The organism is Sulfuricella sp. (assembly GCF_035531155.1).
In the GTDB taxonomy this organism is placed as follows: Bacteria; Pseudomonadota; Gammaproteobacteria; order Burkholderiales; family Sulfuricellaceae; genus Sulfuricella.
Window position 1 is genome coordinate 172375 of sequence record NZ_DATKTK010000026.1, and the last position, 25714, is coordinate 198088.

Below are 25714 nucleotides of genomic sequence, written 5' to 3' on the forward strand. Positions count from 1 at the left end.
AAAACCTCTTTTATCCACAGATAAACACGGATTACCACAGATACCAAAAGTAGGCGCCTCTAAGCGAAACAATGTGTTATTGAGGATTCGCACCTCACCAAAAATGTGATTAGGGTGAGAATTGTAACTCACTGATAATCTGTGTATATCTGTGTTAATCCGTGGCTGAACTGCTTTTTTAGAACTACACCCCGTTCTTCTTCAGCCAAGCCTGCATACGCTTCCATCCGTCTTCGGCGGCATCCTTGCGGTAGCTGGGCCGGTAATCGGCGTGAAAGGCATGGGGCGCGTCGGGATAGACATGAATCTCGGACTTGCCGCCGGCCTTCTTGATGGCGGCACGCATGTCCTCCACATCCTCCAGCGGGATTCCCTGATCCTGGCCGCCGTAAAGCCCGAGTACCGGCGCCTTCAGTTGCGCCGCCAGATCGAGCGGGTATTTCGGCGTAAGCTCGCTCCCCACCCCGTCGATCCGGCCGTACCAGGCCACGGCAGCCTTGAGGCGGGGGTTGTGGGCAGCGTAGAGCCAGGTGATGCGTCCGCCCCAGCAGAAGCCGGTTACCGCAAGGCGCGAAGTGTCGCCGCCATGGACCTTGGCCCACACTTCGCAGGCATCGAGGTCGCTCATGACCTGAGCATCCGGCACTTTGGCGACGATGTTGTCGAGGATGTCCTGGATGCTGCTGATTTTTCGCGGATCGCCATAGCGCGCAAACAGTTCCGGGGCGATGGCCAGATAGCCGAGTTTGGCCAGCCGCCGGCAGATATCGGCGATGTGTTCGTGGACGCCGAAGATCTCGGAAACCACCAGGATGACAGGAAAATCGGCGCCTAGGTCCGGTTGAGCACGATAAGCGACCATTTCGCCATCGCTGACGGGAACCTTGATTTCTCCCGCAATCAGGCCATCGGTGCCGGTTTTGATAACGGTCTCGGCCATGACCGGCTGCGTGGCGAGGGCGAAACCCACGCCCAGCATGGTAATGACGAAAGCACGGCGGGTGTAGGGGATGTTGGGAACCAGGCTGTCGAATTCGGGGTTGCTGGATTGGGTAGTCGTTTTGCTCATCTCGTTGACTCCAATGTAGAACAGAATGGTGTAGCCTGTAGTCAGACGCCAATTACGCTAATAGCGCCAGGAGCAGATATTCAGTCACTCTCGGGGTTTTTTCTCCAGATATTGCAACTTCTCCTCAACACCATTCCATTTCTCTGCCTCGGGAAGAGGGTCCTTCTTCGAAGTGATGACTGGCCAGGTTTTTGCCAGTTCCGCATTGATTTCGAGGAACTTCTCCTGCCCCGGCGGCAGGTCCGCCTCGGGAAAGATCGCTTCAGCCGGACACTCCGACACGCATACGTCGCAATCGATGCATTCATCCGGATCGATCGCCAGAAAATTAGGTCCCTCGTGAAAGCAGTCCACCGGACAAACAACCGCGCAGTCGGTGTACTTACAGAGAATGCAGTTTTCGGTCACGACATAAGTCATTTGCAGTACTCCCTATCCAGTATCTTCTTTATCCCAGGCGCAACCATTTAAAAATAGCAGATTGAGTTATGCGTGATACCTGAAAAATTGGTGCCACAACCCTGTAATTTCAGGAACGGTACGGTCTCCAGAAAACCTCCGCCTTGGAAGTGTTGCCTTTTGCCCATGGGCGGATGGGCGCTTGGTGTCAAAATCAGTCATTCGCGGGCTGGGCCGCCTTCGTGCCGGCCAGCTGTCAGTGGCAGGCTTACCCGCACCGTCGTGCCTTTGCCCGCCGCGCTGGTGATTAGGGCCGTTCCGCCCACCATGGCGGCGCGTTCCCTGATCCCGAGCAAGCCGAAGGATTTTGCTTTCTGGATATTCAGGTCGAAGCCTTTTCCGTTATCCTTGACCGTCAATACCAGCGAGGTATCCCATTCGCTCAAGACGATGCTGACCCTGTTTGCCTTGGCGTGCTTCGCCACGTTGGTCAGCGACTCCTGAATAATCCGGAAGATGGTAGTGGATTGATTTTCGTCCAGCGTCAGCGCTTCCTCGGGCAGGTGAAGGTCGCATTCTATTTCCGTGTTCTTCTCGAATTCCTGCACATACCTTTCGATTGCAAACTTGAGCCCCACTTCATCGAGCAGGGTAGGCCTCAACTCGGTGACGGCCCGCTGCATTGCCTGAATTCCGGCGGCAACCAGCTTCCCCAGGCCGGCCACCTTAGTCTGGATATCCGTCATTTCAGCGGGGATCTGCTCCGCCAGCATGGATACATTGATGTTAAGCGCGGCCAGCACGCCGCCCATCTCGTCATGGAGTTCGCGCGCGATTCGCTTTTGTTCATCCTCCCTGACTACTTCCAGGTGGGTAGTGAGCTTTTCCAGCTCTTTGTAGGACTCGTTGAGTCTTTCCTCCCCGAGTTTGCGTTCCGTGATATCCACCGCGATGCCCAGAACGTTCACCGAGCCATCGCTCTGCTGCTTCATCGGGACTTTGGTGACATGGAGCCAGCGCTCTTTGCCACCCAGGAAATTTTTTGCGACGAACGTCACCGTCCGCCCGCTCGCGATCGCCTCGCGGTCGGCTTGGAGATGGGGCTCGAACTCTTCCCTGTTCCGGAACAGTTCGGCGGCGTCCATCCCGATTAGCTCCTGCACTGTCTTGCCATGCAGCGTCGCCATGGCCTGGTTGACCAGCAAGAATTTCCCCTTGGCATCCTTGACGAAAATCAGGTTCGGATCGGTGTCGATGACCTGGAGGATGAAATTTTTTTGCCGCCTCAGCGCTTCCTCGGCCTGCTTGCGCTCGGTGATATCCTCGGTCGTTCCTATGGAGCGAATCGGACGGCCTTCGTGATCGTACTGCGTTTCGCACCATTCCTGGACAAATTTGACCCGCTGGTCCGGGAAGAGAAGCCGGTGGACAATAGTATATGGGGTCCTGTTCTTCAGCGAGTCGGTGTAAGCCTTGTCCACCATCGCCCGGTCATCCGGGTGTACCGCATCCAGGAAGGCTTCGTAGGAGGCGTCGAACAAGGCCGGGTCGACTTCGAAGATGCGGAAATTTTCTTCCGACCAGAAGAGGATAGCGTTTCTATGGTCCAGCTCCCAGCTCCCGATGTGGGCCATCTGTTGCGATGCTTTCAGCAAGGCCTCGCTCTTCCGCAGGGCGCTTTCGGCCCGTTTGCGCTCGGTGATGTCGCGGATGATGGCCTGGAAATACCTTTCCCCTTCAATGGTGATCGCGCGCACGCTGCTCTCGACGGGAAAAACGGCGCCATTCTTGCGGACATGCACCGATTCGAACTTCAAGCCTTCCTTTTTTTCGATTTCCTCCAGCCGCGAGCGCAGGTCGATCCCCGGGGCAAGCAAAGCGCCCAGCGACATGGTCTTGAGTTGTTCTTTCGGATAGCCGTATGCCAAAGCCGCCCGGTCATTGGCCTCCACAATCCTGCCCTGGGCATTCAACAGCAGGACAATGTCGTTCGCGTATTTGGTCAGATAGTCGAAGTGCTTTACGAGCATCTCGCGTTCGACCGCCCCATCATGCTGCATCTTAAGGTGCGCGTAGCGCGCCCGGTATCCCTTGAACCAGACGAAGACCAGGGCGCCGCCAAGCACGGCAAAAGCAAAGCCCAGCCCGGTCACCCATCGCTGAAGAATGTTGACCGGGGCAAAAAGTTCGGCCTTGTCGATTTTTGACACCATGAACCAGGGGGTATCGGGAACCCTGCGCAGGGTCGCGATCACGGGAACCCCGCGGTAATCGATGCCTTCCGTGACTTTGGCCGATCCGAGCATCGCCTGAGCGCCCGGCAGTTGCTTGTTGGTGAGAGGGATGCGCAGAGACAGCGCGGCGCCTTTTTTATGGCGCAATTCACTGAGGAACAGAACATCGTCGCCATCCCGCCGCACCAGCAGTGTCTCTGTGCTCTGGCTCTTGATCGGCCATGACTGGACCAGGGGGTAGAGAAACGAATCGGGGTCGATTTCGAACAGCAGGGCGCCAACGATACGTGTGGCATTATTCTCATCGGTTACCCTGAGTGGCGCCACGCTGTCGATCTTGATCCTGTTGTCCTTGTGGCCTTCCTTGTGCAAGTCCGAGAATAGTACGCGTTGGCTGCGCATCGCTTCAACGGCGAGTTTTATTGCCTCTGTGTCCGGCGCATAGCTGTCATTCGTCGAGATCCTGGTTGCGCCTTCCTTGTCGAGCAGCGAGATGGTCCTATAGTTCTGCACCTGCCGTAAGCCGGTGAGGATGCTCAGGATCCTTTCCTTGCGTTTGTCTGCTTGCGCACCTTCGCGTAGCCACAGGTCAACTTCGTCGGGAAGCAGCGAGTTGTTCAAAAACATTTCTGCCCGCTGCCTATGGGCCTCGCGCCAGGCGACAATTTGCGCGACTTTCAGATCGGCCATTGCGCCGAGGTTCTGAACTTCTTTTTCTGTTATGGATTTCTTGTTTTGTTCAAAGATGGCATAGCCGGCCGCACCGATCAAAAAAGTGAGCAGAATGAACGCCAGCAGCGGAATCCAGGTGGGGATGCCGGAAAATCGAGGGGATTTGTTTTTCGAATCAGACGCAGTCATGCTCTTTGGCTTGGATCTTGTCCATCGTCGTTCCAAAAAAGTCAGGGATGTCAAAAAAAGTATAACACCACCTTAATGGCACGGACTAACTACCCCTTCACCCCTTCCCAAGCCTTCTGCAACCTTTTGACCGATACCGGATAAGGCGTCTTCAACTCCTGCGCAAACATCGACACCCTCAGTTCCTCGATCATCCAGCGGAATTTGTCCAGCTCCGGGTCGCTGATCCCTTCCTTGCGGTGCTTCTCCAGCCGCTTCTGGTAATCCTGCCACAGTTCGCGGATGGCGGCCGTCCATTTGGCGTCGCGCTCGACCGCGCCGGAGAGCTTTTCCAGTCGGCGCACGGTGGCCTTGAGGTAACGCGGCAGGTGTTGCAACTGCTCCCACGGTGTGGCGGTGAGAAATCCTTTGTAGACCAGGTTGGCGAGCTGCTCGCGGATGTCGGCGGCGACGTTGTCGGGCGGTTTGGCGGCGAGCCTGGCCTGTATCGTCTGGTAGTCGGCGGCGATGGTGGCAAGGATGCGGCAGGCGGCGTCCGATACGGCAGCCAGGCGGGTGCGGGCGCGGTCTTTCTGGGTGGCGAAGGCCTTTGTGGTGCGGGGCAGTTCGTCGTCGCCGATGAAGGCGCGGTCGGTGATGGCGGTGAGCAGGTCTTCCTTCAGGTCGTCCGGGTTCGCGACGGCGCGCAGCAGGATGGCGGTCTGGGTGAAGCCGGGCAGGCTTTTTTCCAGTTGCTTCATCTGCGGGTTGAGGGCGAGCCGTAGCAGCCGGCGCACCCCGGCGCGCATGGCGGTATCCGCCGCTTCGGGGGTGTCGAACAGGCGGATCGAGACCGAATCGCCGTCGTCTTCCAGCGCCGGGTAGCCGGTGAGCTGCTGGCCGCCGCGGGTGAAGGCGATCATCGAAGGCAGGTCGCCGAAATCCCAGTTGGTCAGGCCTTCCTTTTCGATGTCGAGTTCGGGCGTTTTGGCGAAGGTGAGGCGCGCGGCCTGGCCGAGTTTTTCCTTGAGCGCGGCGAGGTCGCGGCCGGAAGCCATTTCGGCGCCAGCCTCGTCCACCACCTTGAAGTTCATGCGCAGGTGCGGCGGCAGGTCGGCGTCCTTCCAGGTGTCGGGCGGGACTTCCTGGCCGGTTTTTTTGCGGATGAAGGCGGCGAGGGATTCGGCGAGCAAGCCCTGGCCGGGCGTCATAGATTCCAGCGCGGCGGTGACAAAATCCGGCACCGGCACGCAGGCGCTGCGCAATCGCTTGGGCAGCGATTTGACCAGCACGGTGAGCTTTTCGCGGATCATGCCCGGCACCAGCCAGTCGAAGCGCTTGGCGTCCATCTGGTTCAAGAGGTGCAGCGGCACGGTGAGGGTGACGCCGTCCAGCGGGTGGCCGGGCTCGAAACGGTAGCTGAGGCGGCAGGCGGTTTCGCCCACGCTTAAGATTTCTGGAAACAGCTCGACGGTGACGGCATCGGCGCCGTGGCGCATCAGGTCGTCGCGGCTCATGTACAGCAGGCGCTTGTCCTTGGCTTCCGCACCGCGGCGCCATTTGTCGAAATCGGTGCCGTTGTGGATGCCATCCGGGATGCGGACGTCGTAGAAGGTGTAAATGCGCTCTTCGTCCACCAGCACGTCCTGGCGGCGCGACTTGTGTTCCAGTTCCTCGACTTCAGCGACGAGCTTGCGGTTGTGCTCGAAGAACGGGGCGCGGGTGTTGAATTCGCCCGCCACCAGGGCGCCCTTGATGAAGATGTCGCGCGACTCGGTTGGATTGATGGTGCCGTAGTGGACGCGGCGGCGCGGCACCAGGGTCAGGCCGTAGAGGCTGACGCGTTCGAAGGCGGCGACTTGGGCGGTGGCCTTTTCCCAGTGGGGGTCGAAGTAGTGGCGGCGCAGCAGGTCGGCGGCGACCTTTTCCACCCACTCCGGTTCGATCTTGGCGGCGCAGCGGGCGTAGAGCTTGGTGGTTTCGGTCAGCTCCGCCGCCATCACCCATTTCGGCGCCTTCTTGTAGATCACTGAGCCGGGAAAGAGGTGGAACTTGATTTCGCGCGCCCCAGCGTATTCCTGGGTTTCGGTCTTGACGCCGAGATTGCCGAGCAGCCCCGCGAGCAGGGCGCGGTGGATCTCCTCGTAGCTGGCCGGGGTCTGGTTCGGGCGCAGGCCGATCTCGACGACTTGGGCGTGGAGCTGGCCGTGGATTTCGCGCCACTCGCGCAAACGCGTGGCGGAGAGGTAATGCTCGCGGCACAGGTCGAGCAGCTTGCGGTTGGACTTCTTGTGCTTCAGCGCCTCGTCGTAGAACGCCCACAGCTTGATGTAGGCGATGAAGTCGGAGTTGTCGTCCTGGAACTGACGGTGCTTGTCGTCCGCCGCCTGCTGACGTTCCATCGGCCGGTCGCGCGGGTCCTGCACGGACAGCGCTGAAGCGATGATCAGCACTTCGGTCAGGCAGTTTTCCGCCTTGGCCGCCAGGATCATGCGGCCGATGCGCGGGTCGATCGGAAACTTCGCAAGCTGGCGGCCGGTTTCGGTCAGCGCGCGCTGCGCGTCCACCGCGCCGAGTTCTTCCAGCAGCTTGAAGCCATCAGCGATGGCGCGGGAGTCGGGCGGTTCGAGGAACGGGAAGTCCTCGATGTCGGCCAGGCCCAGCGCCTTCATCCGCAAAATCACGGCGGCGAGGTTGCTGCGGCGGATTTCCGGGTCGGTGAAGGCGGGGCGGGTGTTGAAATCCTCCTCCGCGTACAGCCGCACGCACACCCCGCTCATCACCCGACCGCAGCGGCCGGCGCGCTGGTTGGCGGAGGCCTGGGAGATTTTCTCCACCTGCAGGCGTTCCACCTTTGATCTATAGCTGTAGCGCAGCAGGCGGGCGTAGCCGGGGTCGATGACGTAGCGGATGCCGGGCACGGTGAGCGATGTTTCCGCCACGTTGGTGGCGAGCACGATGCGGCGCGCCCCACCGGGCTTGAACACGCGTTCCTGCTCGGCGGCGGAAAGGCGGGCGAACAGCGGCAGGATTTCGCTGCCTGCGGGATGGTGCTTCCTCAGTGCCTCGGCGGTGTCGCGGATTTCGCGTTCGCCGGGGAGGAAGATCAGGATGTCGCCGGAGCCGGTGCGCGATACCTCGTCCACCGCGTCGAGGATGGCTTCCTCGATGTCCGATTCGCTGTTCGCTTCCTCGACTTTTCCGGCCTCGACCTTGCGCTGGTGCAGCGGCCGGTAGCGCATTTCAACCGGGTACAGGCGGCCGGAAACCTCGATCACCGGGGCGCCGTCGAAGTGCCGGGAAAACCGCTCCGCGTCGATGGTGGCCGAGGTGACGATGACTTTCAGGTCGGGGCGCTTGGGCAGGATCTGCTTCAGGTAGCCGAGCAGGAAGTCGATATTGAGGCTGCGCTCATGCGCCTCGTCGATGATGATCGTGTCGTAGGCGGTAAGGAAGCGGTCGTTCTGGGTTTCCGCCAGCAGGATGCCGTCGGTCATCAGCTTGATATAGCTGTCCGGGCTGGTGTGGTCGGAAAAGCGTACCTTGTAGCCCACCACCTGGCCGAGCGGGCTCTTCAGCTCCTGCGAGATGCGCGCGGCCACGGTGCGGGCGGCGATGCGCCGCGGCTGGGTGTGGCCGATCAGGCCGGCCGCGCCGCGCCCAAGCTCCAGGCAGATTTTCGGCAGCTGTGTGGTCTTGCCCGAGCCGGTTTCGCCGCAGACGATGACCACCTGGTTGGCGGCGATGGCGGCGGCGATCTCCGTGCGCTTGCCCGAGACCGGCAGCTCTTCGGGATAGATGGGAACGGGCAGTCGCTCCAGCCGTTGCTTCAGCCGACCGACCGAGCGCGCCATGGCGCTTTCCAGTTGCTGCAGCGGGCCGTCGGCTGGCTTGTTGGCGGCGGCCAGTGAGCGCAGCTTGTCGAGTTGCCGCCGGAAAGCGTGGCGGTCGGAGATCATGCAGGCGGGAAGCGCGGCGGCGAGGGTTCGGAGTGTTTGTTGCACGGCGGTTTGCGGGTAAGCTGGCGTAGCGGGAATTATACACTTTGAACATCCCGAGAAATTATTCGAGTTGCCCGGTCGTTATGTGGAGAGCGATTTTTCTGCCGTTTTTGATCCAATTGATACTTGTATAAGACATCTTACCTAGATAACATTATAAAAATTGCCTGGCTTGCCCGGTCATGATAGTTTGAACGGGTGAGCGCAGGTTTTGTCTATGTAAAATGGATTGTTTAAAGGGGTGTTTCGATGTCACAAGCGCGCATGGTTACGATCGACGGCAACGAGGCCGCTGCCTATATTGCCCACCTGACCAATGAGGTGATCGCGATCTACCCGATCACCCCTTCCACGCCGATGGGCGAATATTCCGATGCCTGGTCGGCGCAGGGCCTCAAGAATCTGTGGGGCACCGTGCCGGAAGTGGTCGAGATGCAGAGCGAGGGCGGTGCCGCCGGGACGATCCACGGTGCATTGCAGACCGGTTCGCTGGCGACCACCTTCACCGCCTCGCAGGGCCTGCTGCTGATGATCCCCAACATGTACAAGATCGCCGGCGAGCTGACCCCCTTCGTCATGCACGTCGCGTCGCGCTCGCTGGCGGCGCAGGGGCTGTCGATTTTCGGCGACCACAGCGACGTCATGTCGGCGCGCTCCACCGGCTTCGCTTTCCTCTCCTCCAATTCAGTGCAGGAGGCGATGGACATGGCCTTGATCGCCCAGGTCGCGACGCTCGAATCGCGTTTGCCGATCCTGCACTTCTTCGACGGCTTCCGCACTTCCCACGAGGTGGCCAAGGTCGAGCAGGTGCCGCGGGAAGTGGTGCGCGAGATGATCGACGACAAGCTGGTGTTCGCCCACCGCGCCCGCGCCCTGACGCCCGACCATCCGGTGATCCGCGGCACCTCCCAGAATCCGGACGTGTATTTCCAGGGGCGCGAGACCGTCAACGCCTATTACAGCGCCATGCCCGGCATCGTGCAGAAGGCGATGGACAAGTTCGCCAAGCTGACTGGGCGCCAGTACCAGCTGTATGAATACGTCGGCGCGCCCGACGCCGACCGCGTGGTGATCCTGATGGGTTCCGGCGCGGAAGCGGTGGAGGAGGTCGTCGAGCACCTCAATATCCACGGCGAGAAAGTCGGCGTGCTGAAGGTACGCCTGTATCGCCCGTTCGCGGCGGACGAGCTGCTCAAGGCAATTCCTGCCACGGCCAGGCGCATTGCCGTGCTGGATCGCACCAAGGAACCGGGTGCCGACGGCGAGCCGCTTTACAAGGACGTGGTGACGGCGCTTGCCGAAGCCTACACCGCCGGCGCGAGCAAGTTCACCGCCCTGCCGCGCGTGGTGGGCGGTCGCTACGGCCTGTCCTCGAAAGAATTCACGCCGGGCATGATCAAGGGCGTGTTCGACGAGCTGAACAAGGACCAGCCGAAAAACCACTTCACCGTCGGCATCTTCGACGATGTCACCCATACCAGCCTGGACTGGGACCCCGATTTCCGCACCGACGCCGGCAACGGCGTGATGCGCTGCATGTTCTACGGCCTCGGCTCGGACGGCACGGTGGGCGCCAACAAGAACACCATCAAGATCATGGGCGAGGAAACCGAGCTTTACGGCCAGGGCTATTTCGTCTACGACTCGAAGAAGGCGGGCGCGGCGACCATTTCCCACCTGCGCTTCTCGCCCAAGCCGATTCATTCCCCCTATTTGATCGGCCACAACGAGGCCAACTTCATCGGCTGCCATCAGCCGGTGTTCCTGGACCGCTACGAGATGCTGGATTCCGCCGCCGAGGGCGCGGTGTTCCTGGTCAACACGCCGGAGCCGGCGGACAAGGTGTGGAGCAGCCTGACGCGCAGGATGCAGCAGCAGATCATCACCAAGAAAATCGAGTTCTACGTGATCGACGCCTACGCCATCGCCAAGGCGACCGGCATGGGCAGCCGCATCAACACCATCATGCAGACCTGCTTCTTCGCCATTTCCGGCGTGCTGCCGCGCGAGCTGGCGATCGAGAAGATCAAGCACGCCGCCGAGAAGTCCTACGGCAAGAAGGGCCGCGCGGTGGTCGAAGCCAACTGGAAGGCGATCGACGAGACTATCGCCAACCTGCACAAGATAGCCGTGCCGGCAGCCGCGAGCAGCGTCCACGAGATGCCGCAGCCGGTGCCGGCGTTCGCGCCCGAGTTCGTCAAGAAGATCACTGCCGAAATCATGGCCGGCCGCGGCGACCGCCTGCCGGTCTCGGCGATTCCCGACGACGGCACCTGGCCCACCGGCACTGCGGTGTGGGACAAGCGCAACCTGGCGCAGGAAATCCCGGTGTGGGACGAAGAGCTGTGCATCTACTGCGGCAAGTGCCCGTTCGTCTGCCCGCATACCGCCATCCGCTCCAAGGTGTTCCCCGCCGGACTGGCCAAGGACGCCCCGCCCACCTTCAAGCATATTCAGGTCAAGGGCAAGGAATTCGAGCAGGGCATGCACATCAGCTACCAGGTGGCGCCGGAGGATTGCACCGGCTGCGGCCTGTGCGTTGAAATCTGCCCGGCGGTGTCCAAAATCGACGGCCACAAGGCGCTGGAGATGCGGCCGCAGGCGCCGCTGCGCGAGGCCGAGCGGGCGAATTTCGAGTTCTTTCTCAAGCTGCCGGAATTCGACCGCACCCAGTTGCGCACCTCCACCATCAAGGGCGCGATGGTGATGGAGCCCTTGTTCGAGTTCTCCTCCGCCTGCGTCGGCTGCGGCGAAACGCCCTACATCCGCCTCGCCAGCCAGCTTTTCGGCGACCGCATGGTGATCGCCAACGCCACCGGCTGCTCCTCGATCTACGGCGGCAACCTGCCCACCACGCCCTACACCAAGAACGCCGAAGGGCGCGGCCCGGCCTGGGCGAACTCGCTGTTCGAGGACAACGCCGAATTCGGCCTGGGCTTCCGCGTCAGCATCGACAAGCACGCCGAGCAGGCGCGCGAGCTGCTGGAGGGGATGAAGGATAAAATCGGCGTCGAGCTGGCCGAATCCATCCTCAACGCCGACCAGTCCAGCGAGGCGGGCATCTTCGCCCAGCGCGAGCGCATCGAGACTCTGCGCGGCGCGCTGGCCGGCATCGACTCCGCCGAGGCGCGCAATCTGGAAAGCCTGGCCGACTACCTGGCGAAGAAGAGCGTGTGGATCATCGGCGGCGACGGCTGGGCCTACGACATCGGCTTCGGCGGCCTGGATCACGTGCTGGCATCGGGGCGCAACGTCAACATCCTGGTGCTCGACACCGAGGTCTATTCCAACACCGGCGGCCAGGCGTGCAAGGCCACCCCGCGCGGCGCCATCGCCAAGTTCGCCGCCGGCGGCAAGCACACCGGCAAGAAGGACCTCGGCCAGATCGCCATGAGCTACGGCCATGTCTACGTTGCCCATGTCGCCTACGGCGCCAAGGACATCCACACCCTGAAGACCTTCCTCGAAGCCGAATCCTTTGATGGCCCGTCGCTGATCATCGCCTACAGCCCCTGCGTCGAGCACGGCTACGACATGAGCAAGCAGCACCAGCAGCAGGAGCTGGCGGTCAGCACCGGTCACTGGCCGCTGTACCGCTACGACCCGCGCCGCGAGCAGGAGGGCAAGAACCCGCTGTCGCTGGATTCGCAAAAACCGGCGGTGTCCTACCGCGAGTTCATCCAGAACGAGCCGCGCTTCCGCGGACTGGTGAAGGAAATGGATAGCGACGGTGGGGAAGTGCTGGCGTTCTACGAAAATGAACTGCAGAAGCGCTTCGCTTTTTACGAGCAGATGGCGGGCGGAACCGGCAAGGGGGGCGAAACTGGCATCAAGAAGGAACCAATTGAAACTTGATTGGTCTTAGTTTAAGTAGTTCCTCCCCTTGGCCGTGCCGGTTTTCCGGCGCGGCATTTTTTTTGTCCATCACAAGGTTAAGACCACCGGCTTTAGCTGGTGATTGTCGAGTCGGTGGATGTCCATTTTTGCACCAGGCTGAATCCCACCGCCAGCAGCGTCGGACCGATAAAGAGGCCGACGAAGCCGAAAGCGAGCACGCCACCCATTACACCGAGCAACACCAGAAGAAACGGCAGGCTGCTGCCGCGGCTGATCAGCAGGGGTTTTAACACGTTGTCCACGCTGCTGATGAGGAAGAATCCCCACAGCAGCATGAAAATGCCCCATCCTGTGTCGCCCTGCTGGAACAGCCAGATTGCTGCCCCACCCCATATCAGGGGTGGGCCGATGGGAATCAGGGAGAGCAGGAAGGTGGCTACGCCGAGCAGCATGACGGCCGGCACGCCGGCGATGGCGAAACCGATGGTCGCCACGAAACCTTGTGCCAGAGCGGTTCCCAATAATCCATATGTGACATTGCGTACCGTGCTGTTGGTGATGACGAGCACATTCGTAGCATGAATCCCGGCCAGACGCTCCATCCCTACCCCGATCGATCGTATCAATGCCTCGCCATCGCGGTAAAAAAAGAAGCTGATGAAAGTGGCCAGACTCATTTCCAGGACGCCACGCCCCAGCAGTATTCCGCTTGCGAGGAGAAAATTCCTGGCGGGTTCCAGCAAGCTTTTCGCCAGGGCGAGCATTTCCTCCTTGCTGCTGACGATATTGTGCCAGTACTCCTCGATCGGCCCTCCCAACAGCGGCAGCCCTGTCAGCCATGCCGGCGGCTCCGGCGGTCCGGCTTCCATGGATTGCCTGACCGCATCGTAAAAGGCGGTGACATTGTCGGCGAGGTTGTACGCCACCAGGGCCAGCGGCAAAATGATCACCAGAATTAACGATAGCGTCATGGTGAGTGCCGCCAGAATTTGCCGGTTTTTCAGTTTGCGCAACAGCCAAAGATACTGGGGCCAGGTCGAGACGCAAACCACGGCGGCGAACAGCATGGCGGTCATGAATGGCCTCAGCACCAGGAAGCAACCCGCAACCAGAATGATCACGGCGGCAAGTTGCGCATAAATTTCGAATCGTTTTTTCACGGCATCAGGCCTTTTTTAACTGAGTGAATTGCAGAAACCGGAACGCCAAACCATGAATTCTTCAGCGTTTTACCCAAGGTAGCAGTAAAAGATTATATGGGGCGGTTTCAATGACCAAGTGCAAAAAGCGTAGCATGATGCTACCTGAAATCGAAAGCGTCCGGGGAGAACAACTCTGCGGGACACTGAAGCCCAGCGACTTGCGTGGCCGGGGTTCGGTTTCCAGGCAATCGCCGTTGTTTTGATTCCCATCTCCAGTTGCGTTTGGATCCTCATGCGCACTTAAATACTCAATTGCTTGTAGATATTTCCCATGCAATTTTCTATCAAAAATCTTGCGCTTGGTTTTTTAGCGCGCTCTGCTATAAATAATTAAGCAAAACAATAAGTAGGAAATAATCCTGCTTGAATGAAGGGAGTGACTGAAAATGAAAAAAACAATATTTTTCATTCTGCTGGCTGTTTCCTTGATTAGTGCGGGCTGCGGCGGTGGTGGTGGCGGTGGTGGCGTTGATACTCCCAGTATTGTCAGGCCCAGTTATAGCGACTTGACCAACCTTGCATCCCCGGTCCGGATGGACATCGGCTCCGTGACCTCTTTCAATAACTCGACCGCGGATTACCCGGCTACCACCCTAACCCCGCAAATAACCGCAAATGCCAGTTCGCTTGCATCAATTACAATTGTCATTCCGGAATTAGGGGTTAATGATACTTATACGTCTGCGGACGTGGTTAGTACCGGCGTCATTGGAAACATGACCATTCCAATTATCGATGCAGTAAAAACAAGCGGTGGTGTAACTCGGGAATTTGTTTATATCCAACCAGCCACATCATCGAGTCTTCGCTACTCTTCCCTGGGCATATGGCGCCAAACCGATGCTTCAAGCTTAACTGACATGGCATTTATTTCCTTCGGCAGCAAGACAGCGGGCAGCGACATCCCAACAGCAGGTACAGCGACTTATACCGGAGCGATATTGGGTTTTGCCACTGAAGGGGTCGGCGCGAATTACACAATCAAGGCACCCGCTATCGCCATCGCGGACTTCGGCGCAAGGAGTGTAATGCTTGCTTCCACTTTGTCGATCAAGACAGACCAGGCTACTCTTCTGACATCCTCCGACAATAATTACAACCTGAGCGGCACCCTTACTTATGCCGCTGGCAACAACGCGCTAAGCGGCACAATAAGCACCGTCGGTAAAACCGGCACAGCCACAGGGGTATTCTATGGCCCGCAAGCCGCAGAAATAGGGGGCACCTTCAGGACTTCCGAAGCCGGAGGAACCAAGATGTTCGCTGGAGGTTTCGGTCTAAAACAATAAATTTAATTGCTGTCCCCGAAAATGGGCGGGCCGCCTCGCACCCCATTTTTTTTTGTGTCCCCGATGAAAATAATTCATCTGGTTATCGCATTGGGTCTGTTCCTGAACTTGCATTTCGCATACTCCGGTGAAGCAGGGGAAAGCCAGGCAATTCTGGAGTTAAATGTCGAACAAGCCACTGACTTGGCAACGGTCTGGTTAGAACAGGGGAAGACCGACCAAGCCGAGAAACTGCTGAAGCGACTGCGTTCGGCGCCAAGACCCTCTCTTCAAGTGATGTTCCTCTCCGGTCAACTCGCAGGGATGCGAGGAAACTGGGGAAAGGCGATTGAAGAATATCGGGCAATTCTAATCACCGATCCAAAGGCCGTTCGTGTTCGTCTTGAACTCGCTCGTGCGCTATTCGAAATCAAGGATTATCCGGCCGCTCTTTACCATTTTGAGCTAGCCCTGTCAGAGCCGCTTCCGGATGAAGCACAGAAAAATGTGCTTCGATTCGTAAGAGACATACGTTTTAGGCTGAGTCGATGGGAAATCAGGCTGGATCTGATGTCCGACACCAATATCAACAACGCAACTCAAAACCGGGACATTGTCATATCCGGTAACCATTTCACTCTATCCAACGATGCCATGGCCAAGCATGGAGCGGGTTGGTACCTGGGGCTATTCGGAAGACAGGCATTTGGGGCCGACCTTTCCAGTTTTGCCCAAGTTCAGTTGGAGTCATATGACTATTCCAACCGGACCAACGATCGTCTGTTCACTCAAGCAACAGTTGGAAAATCATTTGGTTTGACAGACCATATATTTACCCTGGAAATGGGCGGACACGGTTCCAGTTATTCAGGTAAAACCCTTTATACGGGCGGTCTGGCACGGATTGCCGACGGGTGGCGCATTAATCCGAGCAGCCTGGTTACAGCCAGTTATGAATTCAAGCAACTCAATTACGCAGATGTTCAATATCTGTCCGGGCATCAAGGCACTCTCAACTTGGGTATTGCCCATGCTTTCGGCGGCGATACCATTGCTTCGCTTGGGGGCTTCCTTGGATATTCCGAGGCGAAAGAAACACCGTACTCATACCGGTATCATGGGCTAAGGGCATCTTTCTCCCATGAAATGTCCCATGCCCTTACGGTCGGGGCGCGAATTGAATCATATAAGCTGAACTATAACGGGGATGACATCTGGTTTGGTTACCCTCGTGAAGACACAAAAAATATCATCGAGGTTGATCTGCTCCGGCGAGATTGGTCATGGCAGGGATTTTCGCCACGGCTGATTTTGGGCGGACAAGTTAATCAATCGAACATTTCCTTGTATGAATTCAACCGTGCATATTTCAGAGTTTCATTTAGCCGGGAATTCTAAGCCCCCGTCTGGTTAGCGGGGATGTGCGCTTCAGGCTGCGGATTTCGGATACTTTATTTTGTGCGCTATTTGTTGCGCTTCAGATAGCGCGCATCGTCGAAGGTGCTGAGCCAGAGTGGACTGTAAACCGCCATCAGGGTGATTGCCATGCCGGTAGTGACTGCCTCGGACCAGGCCATCAGGATGAAGTAGGGCAGGTAGTCATGGTAGAGATAGGCCGGCAGGTAGACGCCGGACAGATGTAGCAGCAGTGTTCCACCCAAACCGGTGGCAGCCATTGCCAGTGCGCCGCCGAAAAAGGCATTGAGAAAGATGTAGACGAAAAGATGGTTGGGCAGCTTCCGGTCTGCCAGCCAGTAGATGCCGTAGCTCAACGCTATCGGCAAGGCCCCCATGATGAGGGCGTTCCAGCCGTATCCCTGCCATCCGCTCATGCCCGCCAGGGTGACGGCAGCCAGAACGATGGCGAGTCCGAGCAAGGCCAGTTGCGGCCCGAACATCAGCGTCATGGCGGTGGCGCCGAGCAGGTGAAAGTTCAGCCCCGGCTTGATGCCGGTCTTGACGCTCCAGAGTGCCATCAGAACCACGCAGGTACCCAGCCACACATTCAGCGGGCTGGCATCCTTGAGCTTGCGCCAGGGCGCGGTTCGGATTGCCCAGAACAAGACCAGTGCGAAGAGTCCCTGTCCGGTCCAATACCAGTCGGAAGGCAGGAGATTGTCAGGTAAATTCATCTTGTTATTTTAACCCGGATGTTTCATAAATTGACGCGCGCCCTCGCTGGTCTTTTGTTTCGCAGGGAAATTTTGTTCAGTCGGGCGTATGAATAACTACGCCACTCTTTCACAAAATTCCCCTACAAAACAAAATCCTGCGCGATCATCACGCGAATTCATGAAACATCCGGGTTAAGCTATACTTCGCCTTATTTTAGTTTGTGGAGATTGATTTTGCGACTGGTGCTATTTGATCTGGACAACACGCTGCTTTCCGGGGACAGCGATTTCGAGTGGGCGCAGTTCCTGATCGAGCGCGGCGTGCTCGACCGCGAGGTGTACGAGGCGCGCAACCAGGCGTTCTACGATCAGTACAAGGCCGGTACGCTGGATATCCACGAGTTCCTCGACTTTCAGCTCAAGCCGCTGTCCCGCCATCCGCGGACCCAGCTGGATATCTGGCATGGACAATTCATGCGCGAAAAGATTATGCCGATCATCAACCCGAAGGCGCGCGACCTGGTCGACCGGAGCCTGCGCGAGGCTGACCTGGTGGCGATCATTACCGCCACCAACAGCTTCGTCACGATGCCGATCGCCAAAGCCTTCGGGGTCGAGCACTTGATCGCGACGGAACCGGAACAGAACGGCGGCGAATTCACCGGCAAGGTGGCCGGCACACCCAGCTTCCGTGAGGGGAAAATCACCCGTCTCGATGCTTGGTTGAAGCAGCGCGGGATGGACTGGGAAGGCGTGCAGGAAAGCTGGTTCTACAGCGATTCCCTCAACGATCTGCCGCTGCTGGAACGGGTCAGTAACCCGGTGGCGGTGGATCCCGATCCTACCCTGAAGGTGCGTGCCGAGAAGAGCGGTTGGCCGGTGATCAGCCTGCGATGAGCGCATGAGAGTCGAGCGGCTCGATCACCTGGTGCTCACGGTGCGCGATGTTCCCGCCACCTGCGCCTTTTACGCCAGGGTGCTGGGGATGACGGAAACCACCTTCGGCGCGGGGCGCAAGGCGCTTGCTTTCGGCAGCCAGAAGATCAACCTGCATCTCTACCAGCACGAGTTCGAGCCCAAGGCGGCCAGTCCGATGCCGGGTTCCGCCGATTTGTGTTTCGTCACTGTCACGCCGCTGGCGCAGGTGATCGCACATCTGCAAGCCTGTGATGTGGCGATCCTGGAAGGTCCGGTTGCCCGGACCGGTGCGCTTGGGCCAATTACGTCGGCGTATTTCCGCGACCCGGACGGCAATCTGATCGAAGTTGCAAATCAGGGTGACCCGGCTCACTGAGCCTTTTGACCGGCCCCCAGAGCCAAGCTATGTCGCGTCCCTTCCTGTTGATCCTTTTCCTGCTCCTGACTCCGCTCAGCCTGCTGGCCGGCGTCGCCTTCGGCAGTGTCGACCTGTCCCTGGGCGAGGTGATGTGCGCGCTTGCCGGCAAGGAAGCCGGGCTGGCGACGGACATCGTGTGGCAGCTGCGCCTGCCGCGGGTGGTCAGCGCTTTCGCCTGCGGCGGCCTGCTGGCCTTGGCCGGCGCGCTGCTCCAGGCGTTGTTGCACAACCCCCTGGCCGATCCTTACGTCCTGGGTATTTCCGGCGGGTCTGCCGTGGCGGCTCTGGCGGCAATGCTGTTTGGCCTGGCCGCCGCCGCGGTGAATTTGGCTGCCCTCGGCGGGGCGCTGGCCGCGGTTGGACTGGTGTTCGCCCTGGGCTTTGGCCGCGGCGGGAACATGGTGCGCCTGCTGCTTACCGGCGTGGTGCTGTCGGCGGGATTCGGCGCACTGATCAGCCTGCTGCTCACCCTGGCGCCGGGGGCGCAGGTGCGCGGCATGCTGTTCTGGCTGATGGGTGATCTTTCCCAGGCGCAGGCGCCCGGCCTGGCCTGGGGCGTCCTGCTGACGGCGCTGGCGCTCGCCTGGTGGCAGGCAAATAGCCTGGACATCCTCGGCCTGGGCGAACTCAAGGCCCAGTCCTTGGGTGTGGCGGTGCGGCCGCTGCAGTTCGGGATCTATTTTACGGCTTCCGCCGCCACTGCGGCGGTGGTGGTCGAGGCCGGAGCGATCGGCTTCGTCGGCCTGATCGTGCCGCACTTCGTCCGTCTGCTCGGCGTCAGTGGCCATCGCTGGCTGTTGCCGCTGGCTGTGCTGGCCGGCGGCAGCTTTCTGACCCTGGCCGACACCCTGGCGCGCACGGTCATTGCGCCGCAACAGCTGCCGGTGGGGGTGCTCACCGCCCTGCTCGGCGTGCCGCTGCTGCTTTTTCTGTTGACCAGGAAAGATTGATGCTAAAAAAACATTTGAACCGCAAAGGCGCAAAGAACGCAAAGGAAAAGCTGTTCGTTATCGGAATCTGCCTAGTCACCAGATTATGTGAATACCAGACGGATTTAATGCCCTTGTTTTCTTTGCGCCTCCGCGTCTTTGCGGTTGATGAATTGGGGTTTTTGGGCTGATGTTGCGCGCCGAAGGCCTGAATCTGTCCGTTCCCGGCAAAGTATTGTGCCGCGACCTGAATATCGCGATCAAACCCGGCGAGTGCTGGGGTATTCTGGGGCGAAACGGCAGCGGCAAGACCACCCTGCTGCACGCCCTGAGCGGGCTGCGTGTGCCCGATGCCGGCCTGGTTTCGTGGGTCGGCAAACCTCTGCCGGATTATCCCCGCCGCGAGCTGGCCCGGCAGATCGGTGTGCTCCCCCAGGACGAAGGCCACGAATTCTGGGGGACGGCGCTGGAATACGTGCTGCTCGGGCGTTATCCCCATAGTCGCGGTTTCGGCATCACGGACGGCGACGAGGAAGCCGCGCTGGCGGCGCTGCAACAGGTGGGCATGGCCGATATGTCGCATCGAACGCTGATTACCCTTTCCGGCGGCGAGCGGCAGCGTGTGCGGATCGCCATGCTGCTGGCCCAGGCGCCTCAGCATTACTGCCTCGACGAGCCTCTGCAGCATCTCGATCTGGGTCACCAGGCAGAGGCCTTGCGGCTGCTGCAGCGACTCGCCGTCAAGGAAGGCAAGGCGGTGCTGATGGTGCTGCACGAGACTCTGTGGGCCGGGCGTTATTGTGATCACATCCTGATGTTGTATGATGAGGGAAGAGTGTTGGCCGGCAGCGCTGCCGAGCTGATGACGCTAAAAAATCTGGAGGAGCTCTACCAGTGCGGATTGCGAGAAATCGAAACGGAGGTTGGCAGTTATTTTCTGCCGGCATGAGATTGGCCGTCTGCGGCCTGTTTGCTGCATCGTTCGCCGCACATGCCGACCGTTTGCCCCAACAGGCGGTGGATACTGCAGAAATTCCTGAAATTGTCATCTCCGGCAGGGATTCCGACAGCAAGCCCTTGCCCTATTATCGCATTGCTCCCGACGTTTATTTCCTCTACGGCAATATTGCCGAGGTCGATGGCAAGAACCGCGGCTTCAACGGCAACGCCGGCTTCGTCGTGACCGACGAGGGGGTGGTGGTGATCGACAGCCTGGGAACGCCCAAGCTGGGGCGGAGGCTGATCGCCACGGTGCGCAAGGTAACGGACAAGCCGATCAGGTACCTGATCCTCACCCACAACCACCCCGACCATTCCTACGGCGCGGTGGCGTTCCGGCGGCTTCCCGGCATCAAGATCGTCGGCCACGTGGGCACGCTGGAATATCTTGGTTCAGGCAATCTGCCGGCTTCGGTTGCCTTCCGTCGCCGCATCCTTCCCGCGGACATGAAAGGATTCAAGGGCGTGGAGCCCGACATCCTGGTGGGCGGCGAGATCTATAGCCACTACGATTTCACTTTGGGCGGCAAAACCTTCGCCGTGTATAATGCCGACCACCACCATTCGTTCGGCGATCTCGTAGTGCACCAGGTGGAAGACCGGGTTCTGTGGATTTCCGACCTCGCCTTCAACAATCGTTCCACTTTCATGGGCGACGGCCATTCAGGTGCCGCCCTGGAAGCGATAGACTGGATGCGGAAGACTTTCCCGGATACCCGGCTGATGATCCCGGGGCACGGCAGTGCCCAGACGCCGCCGTTCCCGATGGTGGAAAAGACTTACCGCTACATCAAGCGGCTGCGCGATGAAATGCGTGCCGCCGTGGAGGCGGGTCAGGATCTCGAAAGCGCGGTGCGGCAATCCGATTTTGCGGATTGGCACGAAATTCCGCTCTACCATGAGAACCATAAAAAAAATGCCAATTTCATCTACCGCGAGATGGAGCAAGAAGTCTATTTCGGCAAATAAATTTAGGCGTGATGGGGAATGGGTGATGAGGGATGGGGAAAGTCAAAATCGGTGCGGACTTTGATTTTACGCATCCCTCATCACCCTTTACTCATCACCCATCCCCACCCAGAGACTAACGAATGATCCGTAAACTAATCAGCCGCGTTTTCCAGAAAAAATCACCAAAAAATGGCGAACCGCGCATCTTCAAGCTGAAGACGCACGGTATTACCGCCAATCAACTCACTCCGTGTGCGCTGAAGACGGTAAAGACGCTGCAGCAGGCGGGCTTCAAGGCCTTCGTCGTGGGGGGTGCGGTGCGTGACCTGCTGCTGGGCCGGGAGCCCAAGGATTTCGACGTGGCCACCGATGCCGATCCGGACGAGGTGCGCAATTTGTTCCGGCGTTCCCGCATCATCGGGCGGCGCTTCCGCATCGTCCATGTGATGTGCGGCCCGGAAACCATCGAGGTTTCCACCTTCCGCACCGTTGCTGTCGCCACCAACAACGACAGCGATGACCGCCAGACCGACCAGGAAAGCGGCCGCATCCTGCGCGACAACGTATTCGGTTCCCAGGTGGAAGACGCAATGCGCCGCGATTTCACGATCAACGCGCTGTATTACGATCCCGTCAGCCAGGAAATCTGGGACTACCACAATGGCGTGGCCGACCTCAAGGCCGGGGTGCTGCGCATCATCGGCGACCCGGCTAAGCGCTACCGCGAGGACCCGGTGCGGATGCTGCGCGCGGTGCGCTTTGCCGCCAAACTCGGGCTCAAGCTGGACCCGGCGGCGATCAAACCGATCCGGGAGCTGGCCGAGCTGCTGGAGGATGTTCCCGCGGCGCGTCTGTTCGACGAAATGCTCAAGCTGCTTTTTTCCGGCCATGCGGTACAAAGCATCCTGCTGCTGCGCAAAAAAGGCCTGCACCATGGCTTGCTGCCGATGCTCGACGTGATCCTGGAGCAGCCGATGGGCGAGCGTTTCGTCATGCTGGCGCTGGCCAAGACCGATCAGCGCATCCTGGACGGGAAGCCGATTTCGCCTGCCTTCCTGTTCGCGGCCCTGCTCTGGCACGAAGTGCTGGCGGCCTGGCAGCAATCCCAGGCCGATGGGGAAAAGCCGGTTCCGGCGCTGCACCTGGCGATGGATCTGGTGTTGGCGGCGCAGAGCGAAAAATTGGCGATTCCCCATCGCTACGATGCGGTGATGAAGGAAATCTGGACGATGCAACCGCGCTTCCTGCAGCGCGCCGGCCAGCGTCCATTCCGACTGCTCGAGCACCCGCGCTTCCGCGCTGCCTTCGATTTCCTGATGATGCGCTGCGAAAGCGGTGAGGTAGACGCCGAGGTCGGCCGCTGGTGGGAGGATTTCCAGGATGCCGGCGACGACGAGCGCGGCCGGATGCTGATCAAGGACGAAGCCCCCGCCACCAAGAAGCGTCGGCGGCGCAAGCCCAAGGCTGCGGGCTCTGCTGGAGAAACCCAACCCATTCTCCACGAATGACACGAATTTTCACGAATGTACACGAATAACCCATTCGAGAATTACCATAGTGCCTGTTTGTTTTTTTATTCGTGCCAATTCGTGTTCATTCGTGTAATTCGCGGTAAGTTTTTCAGTTAAACATGCCTTCAAAAAATCCCGTCAAGCGCGCCTTCATCGGCCTCGGCAGCAACCTGTCCGACCCCGGCGCGCAGATCCTCAAGGCTTGCGCCGAGCTCGGCAATCTGCCGCAAACCCGGCTGCTGTCATGTTCCTCGCTCTACCGCAGCGCGCCGGTGGGCTACGCCGACCAACCCGACTTCATCAACGCCGTGGCCGAAGTCGAAACCGGCCTGGCGCCGCATGCGTTGCTTGAAGCCTTGCTCGACATGGAGCACCGCCATGGTCGCGTACGCGAGTTCCGCAATGCGCCGCGCATCCTCGATCTGGACATCCTGCTCTACGACGACCTGGCCTGCCACGAGCACGGTCTGACCCTGCCGCACCCGCGCATGCATGAACGCGCCTTCGTGCTTCAGCCTTTGCATGAAATCGCGCCGTCCTGCATCATAGCCGGGCACGGGAGTGTGGAGGTGTGCCTGGAGAAATGCATCGCTCAGCGGGTGGAGCGTATGGAGGGAAGCCGGCCATGATGCCCGACAAATACCGCTATATCGTGGTCGAGGGACCGATTGGCGTCGGCAAGACCAGTCTGGCGCGGCGTTTGTCAGAGCGCTTTCAGGCCGGGCTGATGCTGGAGGACGCCGATGCCAACCCGTTCCTGCCCAGGTTTTACCAGGATGCGGCGCGCTATGCGCTGCAGACGCAACTGTTTTTCCTGTTCCAGCGCGCATCCCAGGTGCGCGACCTGAAGCAGCTGGAATTGTTCGGCCAACCCACCGTGGCCGATTTTCTGCTCGACAAGGATACGCTGTTCGCCCGGCTCAACCTGAACGACGAGGAATACCGCCTGTACCAGCAGATTTATGCCCATCTGCAGCCGCAGACGCCGCCGCCCGACCTGGTGATCTACCTGCAGGCGCCGGTGGAGTCGCTGATCGAGCGCGTCAGGCGGCGCGGCGTGGCGTACGAAGCGCCGATCACGGAAGATTACCTGGCGCGGTTGGCGGAAAGTTACAGCCGCTATTTTTACCAGTACGATGCTTCGCCGTTGCTGATCGTCAACAGTGAACATCTCAATTTTGCCGATCAGCCGCAGGATTTCGAGCTGCTGCTGGAGCGCATCGGCCAGATGCGCGGCGGGCGCGAATTCTTCAACCGGGCGGGGTAACAAAGAAGTTGTGTAGGGTGCGCCGTGCGCACCAAATGGTGCGTGAACGCACCCTACCGGCTGATAGCTGAAAGCTGAGGTACTAAAATGCGAACCACTTTGAGCAATTTGCAGAAGCTGGCGCGTGACGGCGAAAAAATCGCCGTGCTTACCTGCTACGACGCGAGCTTCGCCACGCTGCTGGAAAATGCGGGCGTGGACGTGCTGCTGGTCGGCGATTCGCTCGGCATGGTGGTACAGGGCGAGGAAACTACCCTGCCGGTGAGCATGGCCGACATGATTTACCACACCCGCTGCGTCGCGCACGGCGCGAAGCAAGCCTTTATCGTCGCCGATCTGCCCTTCGGCAGCTACCAGCAAGGCCCGGCGCGGGCCTTCGCCAATGCTGCGAAACTGATGGCGGCAGGGGCGCAGATGGTCAAACTGGAAGGCGGCGCGGCGATGGCGAGGACGGTGGCCTTCCTGGTCGAGCGCGGCATCCCGGTGTGCGGCCATGTCGGCCTCACGCCCCAGTCCGTGCACCAGATCGGCGGCTACAAGGTGCAAGGCAAGGGCGACGCGGCGGCGCAGAAGCTGATCGAGGACGCGCTTGCATTACAACAGGCCGGCGCCGGTCTGCTGGTGCTGGAAGCGATTCCGGCGGTGCTGGCGCGGCAGGTGACGCAGCAGCTGACGATTCCCACCATCGGCATCGGCGCGGGCCCGGATTGTTCCGGCCAGGTGCTGGTGTTGTATGACCTGCTCGGTATTTATCCCGGCAAGCCGCCGAAATTCGCCAAGAATTTTTTGACCGGTGCCGCGAGCATCCCGGCCGCTGTCGAGCAATACGTCAAGGCGGTGAAAAGCGGCGAGTTCCCGGCGCAAGAGCATTGTTTTTGATTTGTCATTCATGCAGATTATCTCAACCATCCAGGAATTGCGCGACCGGCTGAAGTCCGGGCCGTCCGTTGTTTTCGTTCCTACCATGGGCAACCTGCATCAGGGGCATCTGGCTCTGGTCCGGCAGGCGCGCGAGCATGGCCGCTGCGTGGTGGTGAGCATTTTCGTCAACCCCCTGCAGTTTGGCCCGAGCGAGGATTTTTCCAACTACCCGCGCACCTTCGAGCAGGACTGCGAAAAGCTGGCCGGGCTGGCCGATGTAGTGTTCGCGCCGACGGTGGCGGATTTGTATCCCGAGCCGCAGCAGGTGTTCATCGAGCCGCCGCCGGTCGCCAATGAGCTGTGCGGGGCGTTCCGCCCCGGCCATTTCCGCGGCGTGGCGACGGTGGTGCTGAAGCTGTTTAACATCGTCCAGCCGCAGGCGGCGGTGTTCGGCAAGAAGGATTACCAGCAGTTGCACGTGATTCGCGCCATGGCGCGGCAGCTCAATCTGCCGCTGGAGATCGTGGCGGGAGAAACCCTGCGTGCCGGGGACGGTCTCGCCCTCAGCTCGCGCAACGGCTATCTCAGTACGGAAGAGCGCACCGAGGCGGTGCGGCTTTACCGGAACCTTGCGTTTCTCCGGGAGTCTATCATTGCGGGCAACCTTGATTTTCCGGCGCTGGAGCGCGCAGCCATTGCCGACCTGGAAGCTCACGGCTGGCGTGTCGACTACGTTTCGGTGCGGGCCGCCGCATCCTTGGTGCCGGCGAAGGCCGGCGAGATGAATCTGGTGGTGCTGGCAGCGGCATGGCTGGGCAAGACCCGATTGATCGATAACCTGGAAATTTGTCTCAATGCGGACAAAGGCTTATAATACGCGTCCTTTTGTTCCCCAC

20 protein-coding genes are annotated in these 25714 nt (G+C 59.7%); 14 read left to right on the plus strand and 6 right to left on the minus strand.

Annotation, left to right across the window (positions count from 1 at the left end):
* Positions 1–184: 184 nt before the first annotated feature.
* From VMV64_RS05110 to hrpA, 4 genes are all read right to left on the minus strand, one after another.
* The gene (locus VMV64_RS05110) at positions 185–1069 is read right to left on the minus strand and encodes a dienelactone hydrolase family protein (RefSeq protein WP_325328869.1); all 885 of its coding nucleotides are present in this window, start codon (positions 1067–1069) and stop codon (positions 185–187) included.
* An 84-nt stretch (positions 1070–1153) separates the two neighbouring features.
* Positions 1154–1489: a ferredoxin FdxA gene (gene fdxA, locus VMV64_RS05115; protein ID WP_325328870.1), complete on the minus strand. Its 336-nt coding sequence runs from the start codon at positions 1487–1489 to the stop codon at positions 1154–1156.
* 197 nt (positions 1490–1686) lie between these two features.
* Positions 1687–4563: a PAS domain S-box protein gene (locus VMV64_RS05120; RefSeq protein ID WP_325328871.1), complete on the minus strand. Its 2877-nt coding sequence runs from the start codon at positions 4561–4563 to the stop codon at positions 1687–1689.
* Positions 4564–4652: 89 nt separating this feature from the next.
* Positions 4653–8546, minus strand: coding sequence for an ATP-dependent RNA helicase HrpA (gene hrpA / locus VMV64_RS05125; RefSeq protein WP_325328872.1), 3894 nt, complete (start codon positions 8544–8546; stop codon positions 4653–4655).
* Between the two features lie 246 nt (positions 8547–8792).
* Between hrpA and nifJ the strand changes: the two genes are divergently transcribed.
* On the plus strand, positions 8793–12398 hold the full coding sequence (nifJ, locus tag VMV64_RS05130) for a pyruvate:ferredoxin (flavodoxin) oxidoreductase (RefSeq protein ID WP_325328873.1): 3606 nt from the start codon (positions 8793–8795) through the stop codon (positions 12396–12398).
* 92 nt (positions 12399–12490) lie between these two features.
* Here nifJ and VMV64_RS05135 read toward each other — a convergent pair whose 3' ends face one another.
* Positions 12491–13540: an AI-2E family transporter gene (locus VMV64_RS05135; RefSeq protein ID WP_325328874.1), complete on the minus strand. Its 1050-nt coding sequence runs from the start codon at positions 13538–13540 to the stop codon at positions 12491–12493.
* A 428-nt stretch (positions 13541–13968) separates the two neighbouring features.
* Between VMV64_RS05135 and VMV64_RS05140 the strand changes: the two genes are divergently transcribed.
* Both VMV64_RS05140 and VMV64_RS05145 read left to right on the plus strand, forming a co-directional pair.
* Positions 13969–14871 carry a transferrin-binding protein-like solute binding protein gene (locus VMV64_RS05140; protein WP_325328875.1) on the plus strand — a complete coding sequence of 301 codons (903 nt, stop codon included), beginning with the start codon at positions 13969–13971 and terminating at the stop codon, positions 14869–14871.
* A gap of 63 nt (positions 14872–14934) precedes the next feature.
* Positions 14935–16248 carry a surface lipoprotein assembly modifier gene (locus VMV64_RS05145; RefSeq protein ID WP_325328876.1) on the plus strand — a complete coding sequence of 438 codons (1314 nt, stop codon included), beginning with the start codon at positions 14935–14937 and terminating at the stop codon, positions 16246–16248.
* A 65-nt stretch (positions 16249–16313) separates the two neighbouring features.
* Here VMV64_RS05145 and VMV64_RS05150 read toward each other — a convergent pair whose 3' ends face one another.
* Complete coding sequence (locus VMV64_RS05150; protein WP_325328877.1) at positions 16314–16982, minus strand: energy-coupling factor ABC transporter permease; 669 nt, start codon at positions 16980–16982, stop codon at positions 16314–16316.
* A gap of 216 nt (positions 16983–17198) precedes the next feature.
* On the opposite strand from VMV64_RS05150, the gene VMV64_RS05155 reads away from it, so the two are divergent.
* The 11 genes from VMV64_RS05155 (at position 17199) to panC (ending at position 25692) form a co-directional block, all read left to right on the plus strand.
* A complete protein-coding gene (locus VMV64_RS05155) occupies positions 17199–17861 on the plus strand; it encodes an HAD family hydrolase (RefSeq protein WP_325328878.1) in 663 nt (220 codons plus the stop codon).
* Positions 17862–17865: 4 nt separating this feature from the next.
* The gene (locus VMV64_RS05160; RefSeq protein ID WP_325328879.1) at positions 17866–18258 is read left to right on the plus strand and encodes a VOC family protein; all 393 of its coding nucleotides are present in this window, start codon (positions 17866–17868) and stop codon (positions 18256–18258) included.
* A gap of 29 nt (positions 18259–18287) precedes the next feature.
* Positions 18288–19250: an iron ABC transporter permease gene (locus VMV64_RS05165; RefSeq protein ID WP_325328880.1), complete on the plus strand. Its 963-nt coding sequence runs from the start codon at positions 18288–18290 to the stop codon at positions 19248–19250.
* A complete protein-coding gene (locus VMV64_RS05170) occupies positions 19250–19420 on the plus strand; it encodes a hypothetical protein (protein ID WP_325328881.1) in 171 nt (56 codons plus the stop codon). Before VMV64_RS05165 ends, VMV64_RS05170 begins: the two co-directional genes overlap by 1 nt.
* Positions 19420–20178, plus strand: coding sequence for an ABC transporter ATP-binding protein (locus tag VMV64_RS05175; RefSeq protein ID WP_325328882.1), 759 nt, complete (start codon positions 19420–19422; stop codon positions 20176–20178). The genes VMV64_RS05170 and VMV64_RS05175 overlap by 1 nt, the downstream gene beginning before the upstream one ends.
* A complete protein-coding gene (locus tag VMV64_RS05180; RefSeq protein ID WP_325328883.1) occupies positions 20175–21197 on the plus strand; it encodes an MBL fold metallo-hydrolase in 1023 nt (340 codons plus the stop codon). Before VMV64_RS05175 ends, VMV64_RS05180 begins: the two co-directional genes overlap by 4 nt.
* Positions 21198–21319: 122 nt before the next feature.
* The gene (pcnB, locus tag VMV64_RS05185) at positions 21320–22687 is read left to right on the plus strand and encodes a polynucleotide adenylyltransferase PcnB (protein WP_325328884.1); all 1368 of its coding nucleotides are present in this window, start codon (positions 21320–21322) and stop codon (positions 22685–22687) included.
* Between the two features lie 122 nt (positions 22688–22809).
* Positions 22810–23319, plus strand: coding sequence for a 2-amino-4-hydroxy-6-hydroxymethyldihydropteridine diphosphokinase (folK, locus tag VMV64_RS05190; protein ID WP_325328885.1), 510 nt, complete (start codon positions 22810–22812; stop codon positions 23317–23319).
* Positions 23316–23957, plus strand: coding sequence for a deoxynucleoside kinase (locus VMV64_RS05195; RefSeq protein ID WP_325328886.1), 642 nt, complete (start codon positions 23316–23318; stop codon positions 23955–23957). The genes folK and VMV64_RS05195 overlap by 4 nt, the downstream gene beginning before the upstream one ends.
* 87 nt (positions 23958–24044) lie before the next feature.
* On the plus strand, positions 24045–24836 hold the full coding sequence (panB, locus tag VMV64_RS05200) for a 3-methyl-2-oxobutanoate hydroxymethyltransferase (RefSeq protein WP_325328887.1): 792 nt from the start codon (positions 24045–24047) through the stop codon (positions 24834–24836).
* 10 nt (positions 24837–24846) lie between these two features.
* Complete coding sequence (gene panC / locus VMV64_RS05205; protein WP_325328888.1) at positions 24847–25692, plus strand: pantoate--beta-alanine ligase; 846 nt, start codon at positions 24847–24849, stop codon at positions 25690–25692.
* Positions 25693–25714 lie beyond the last annotated feature (22 nt).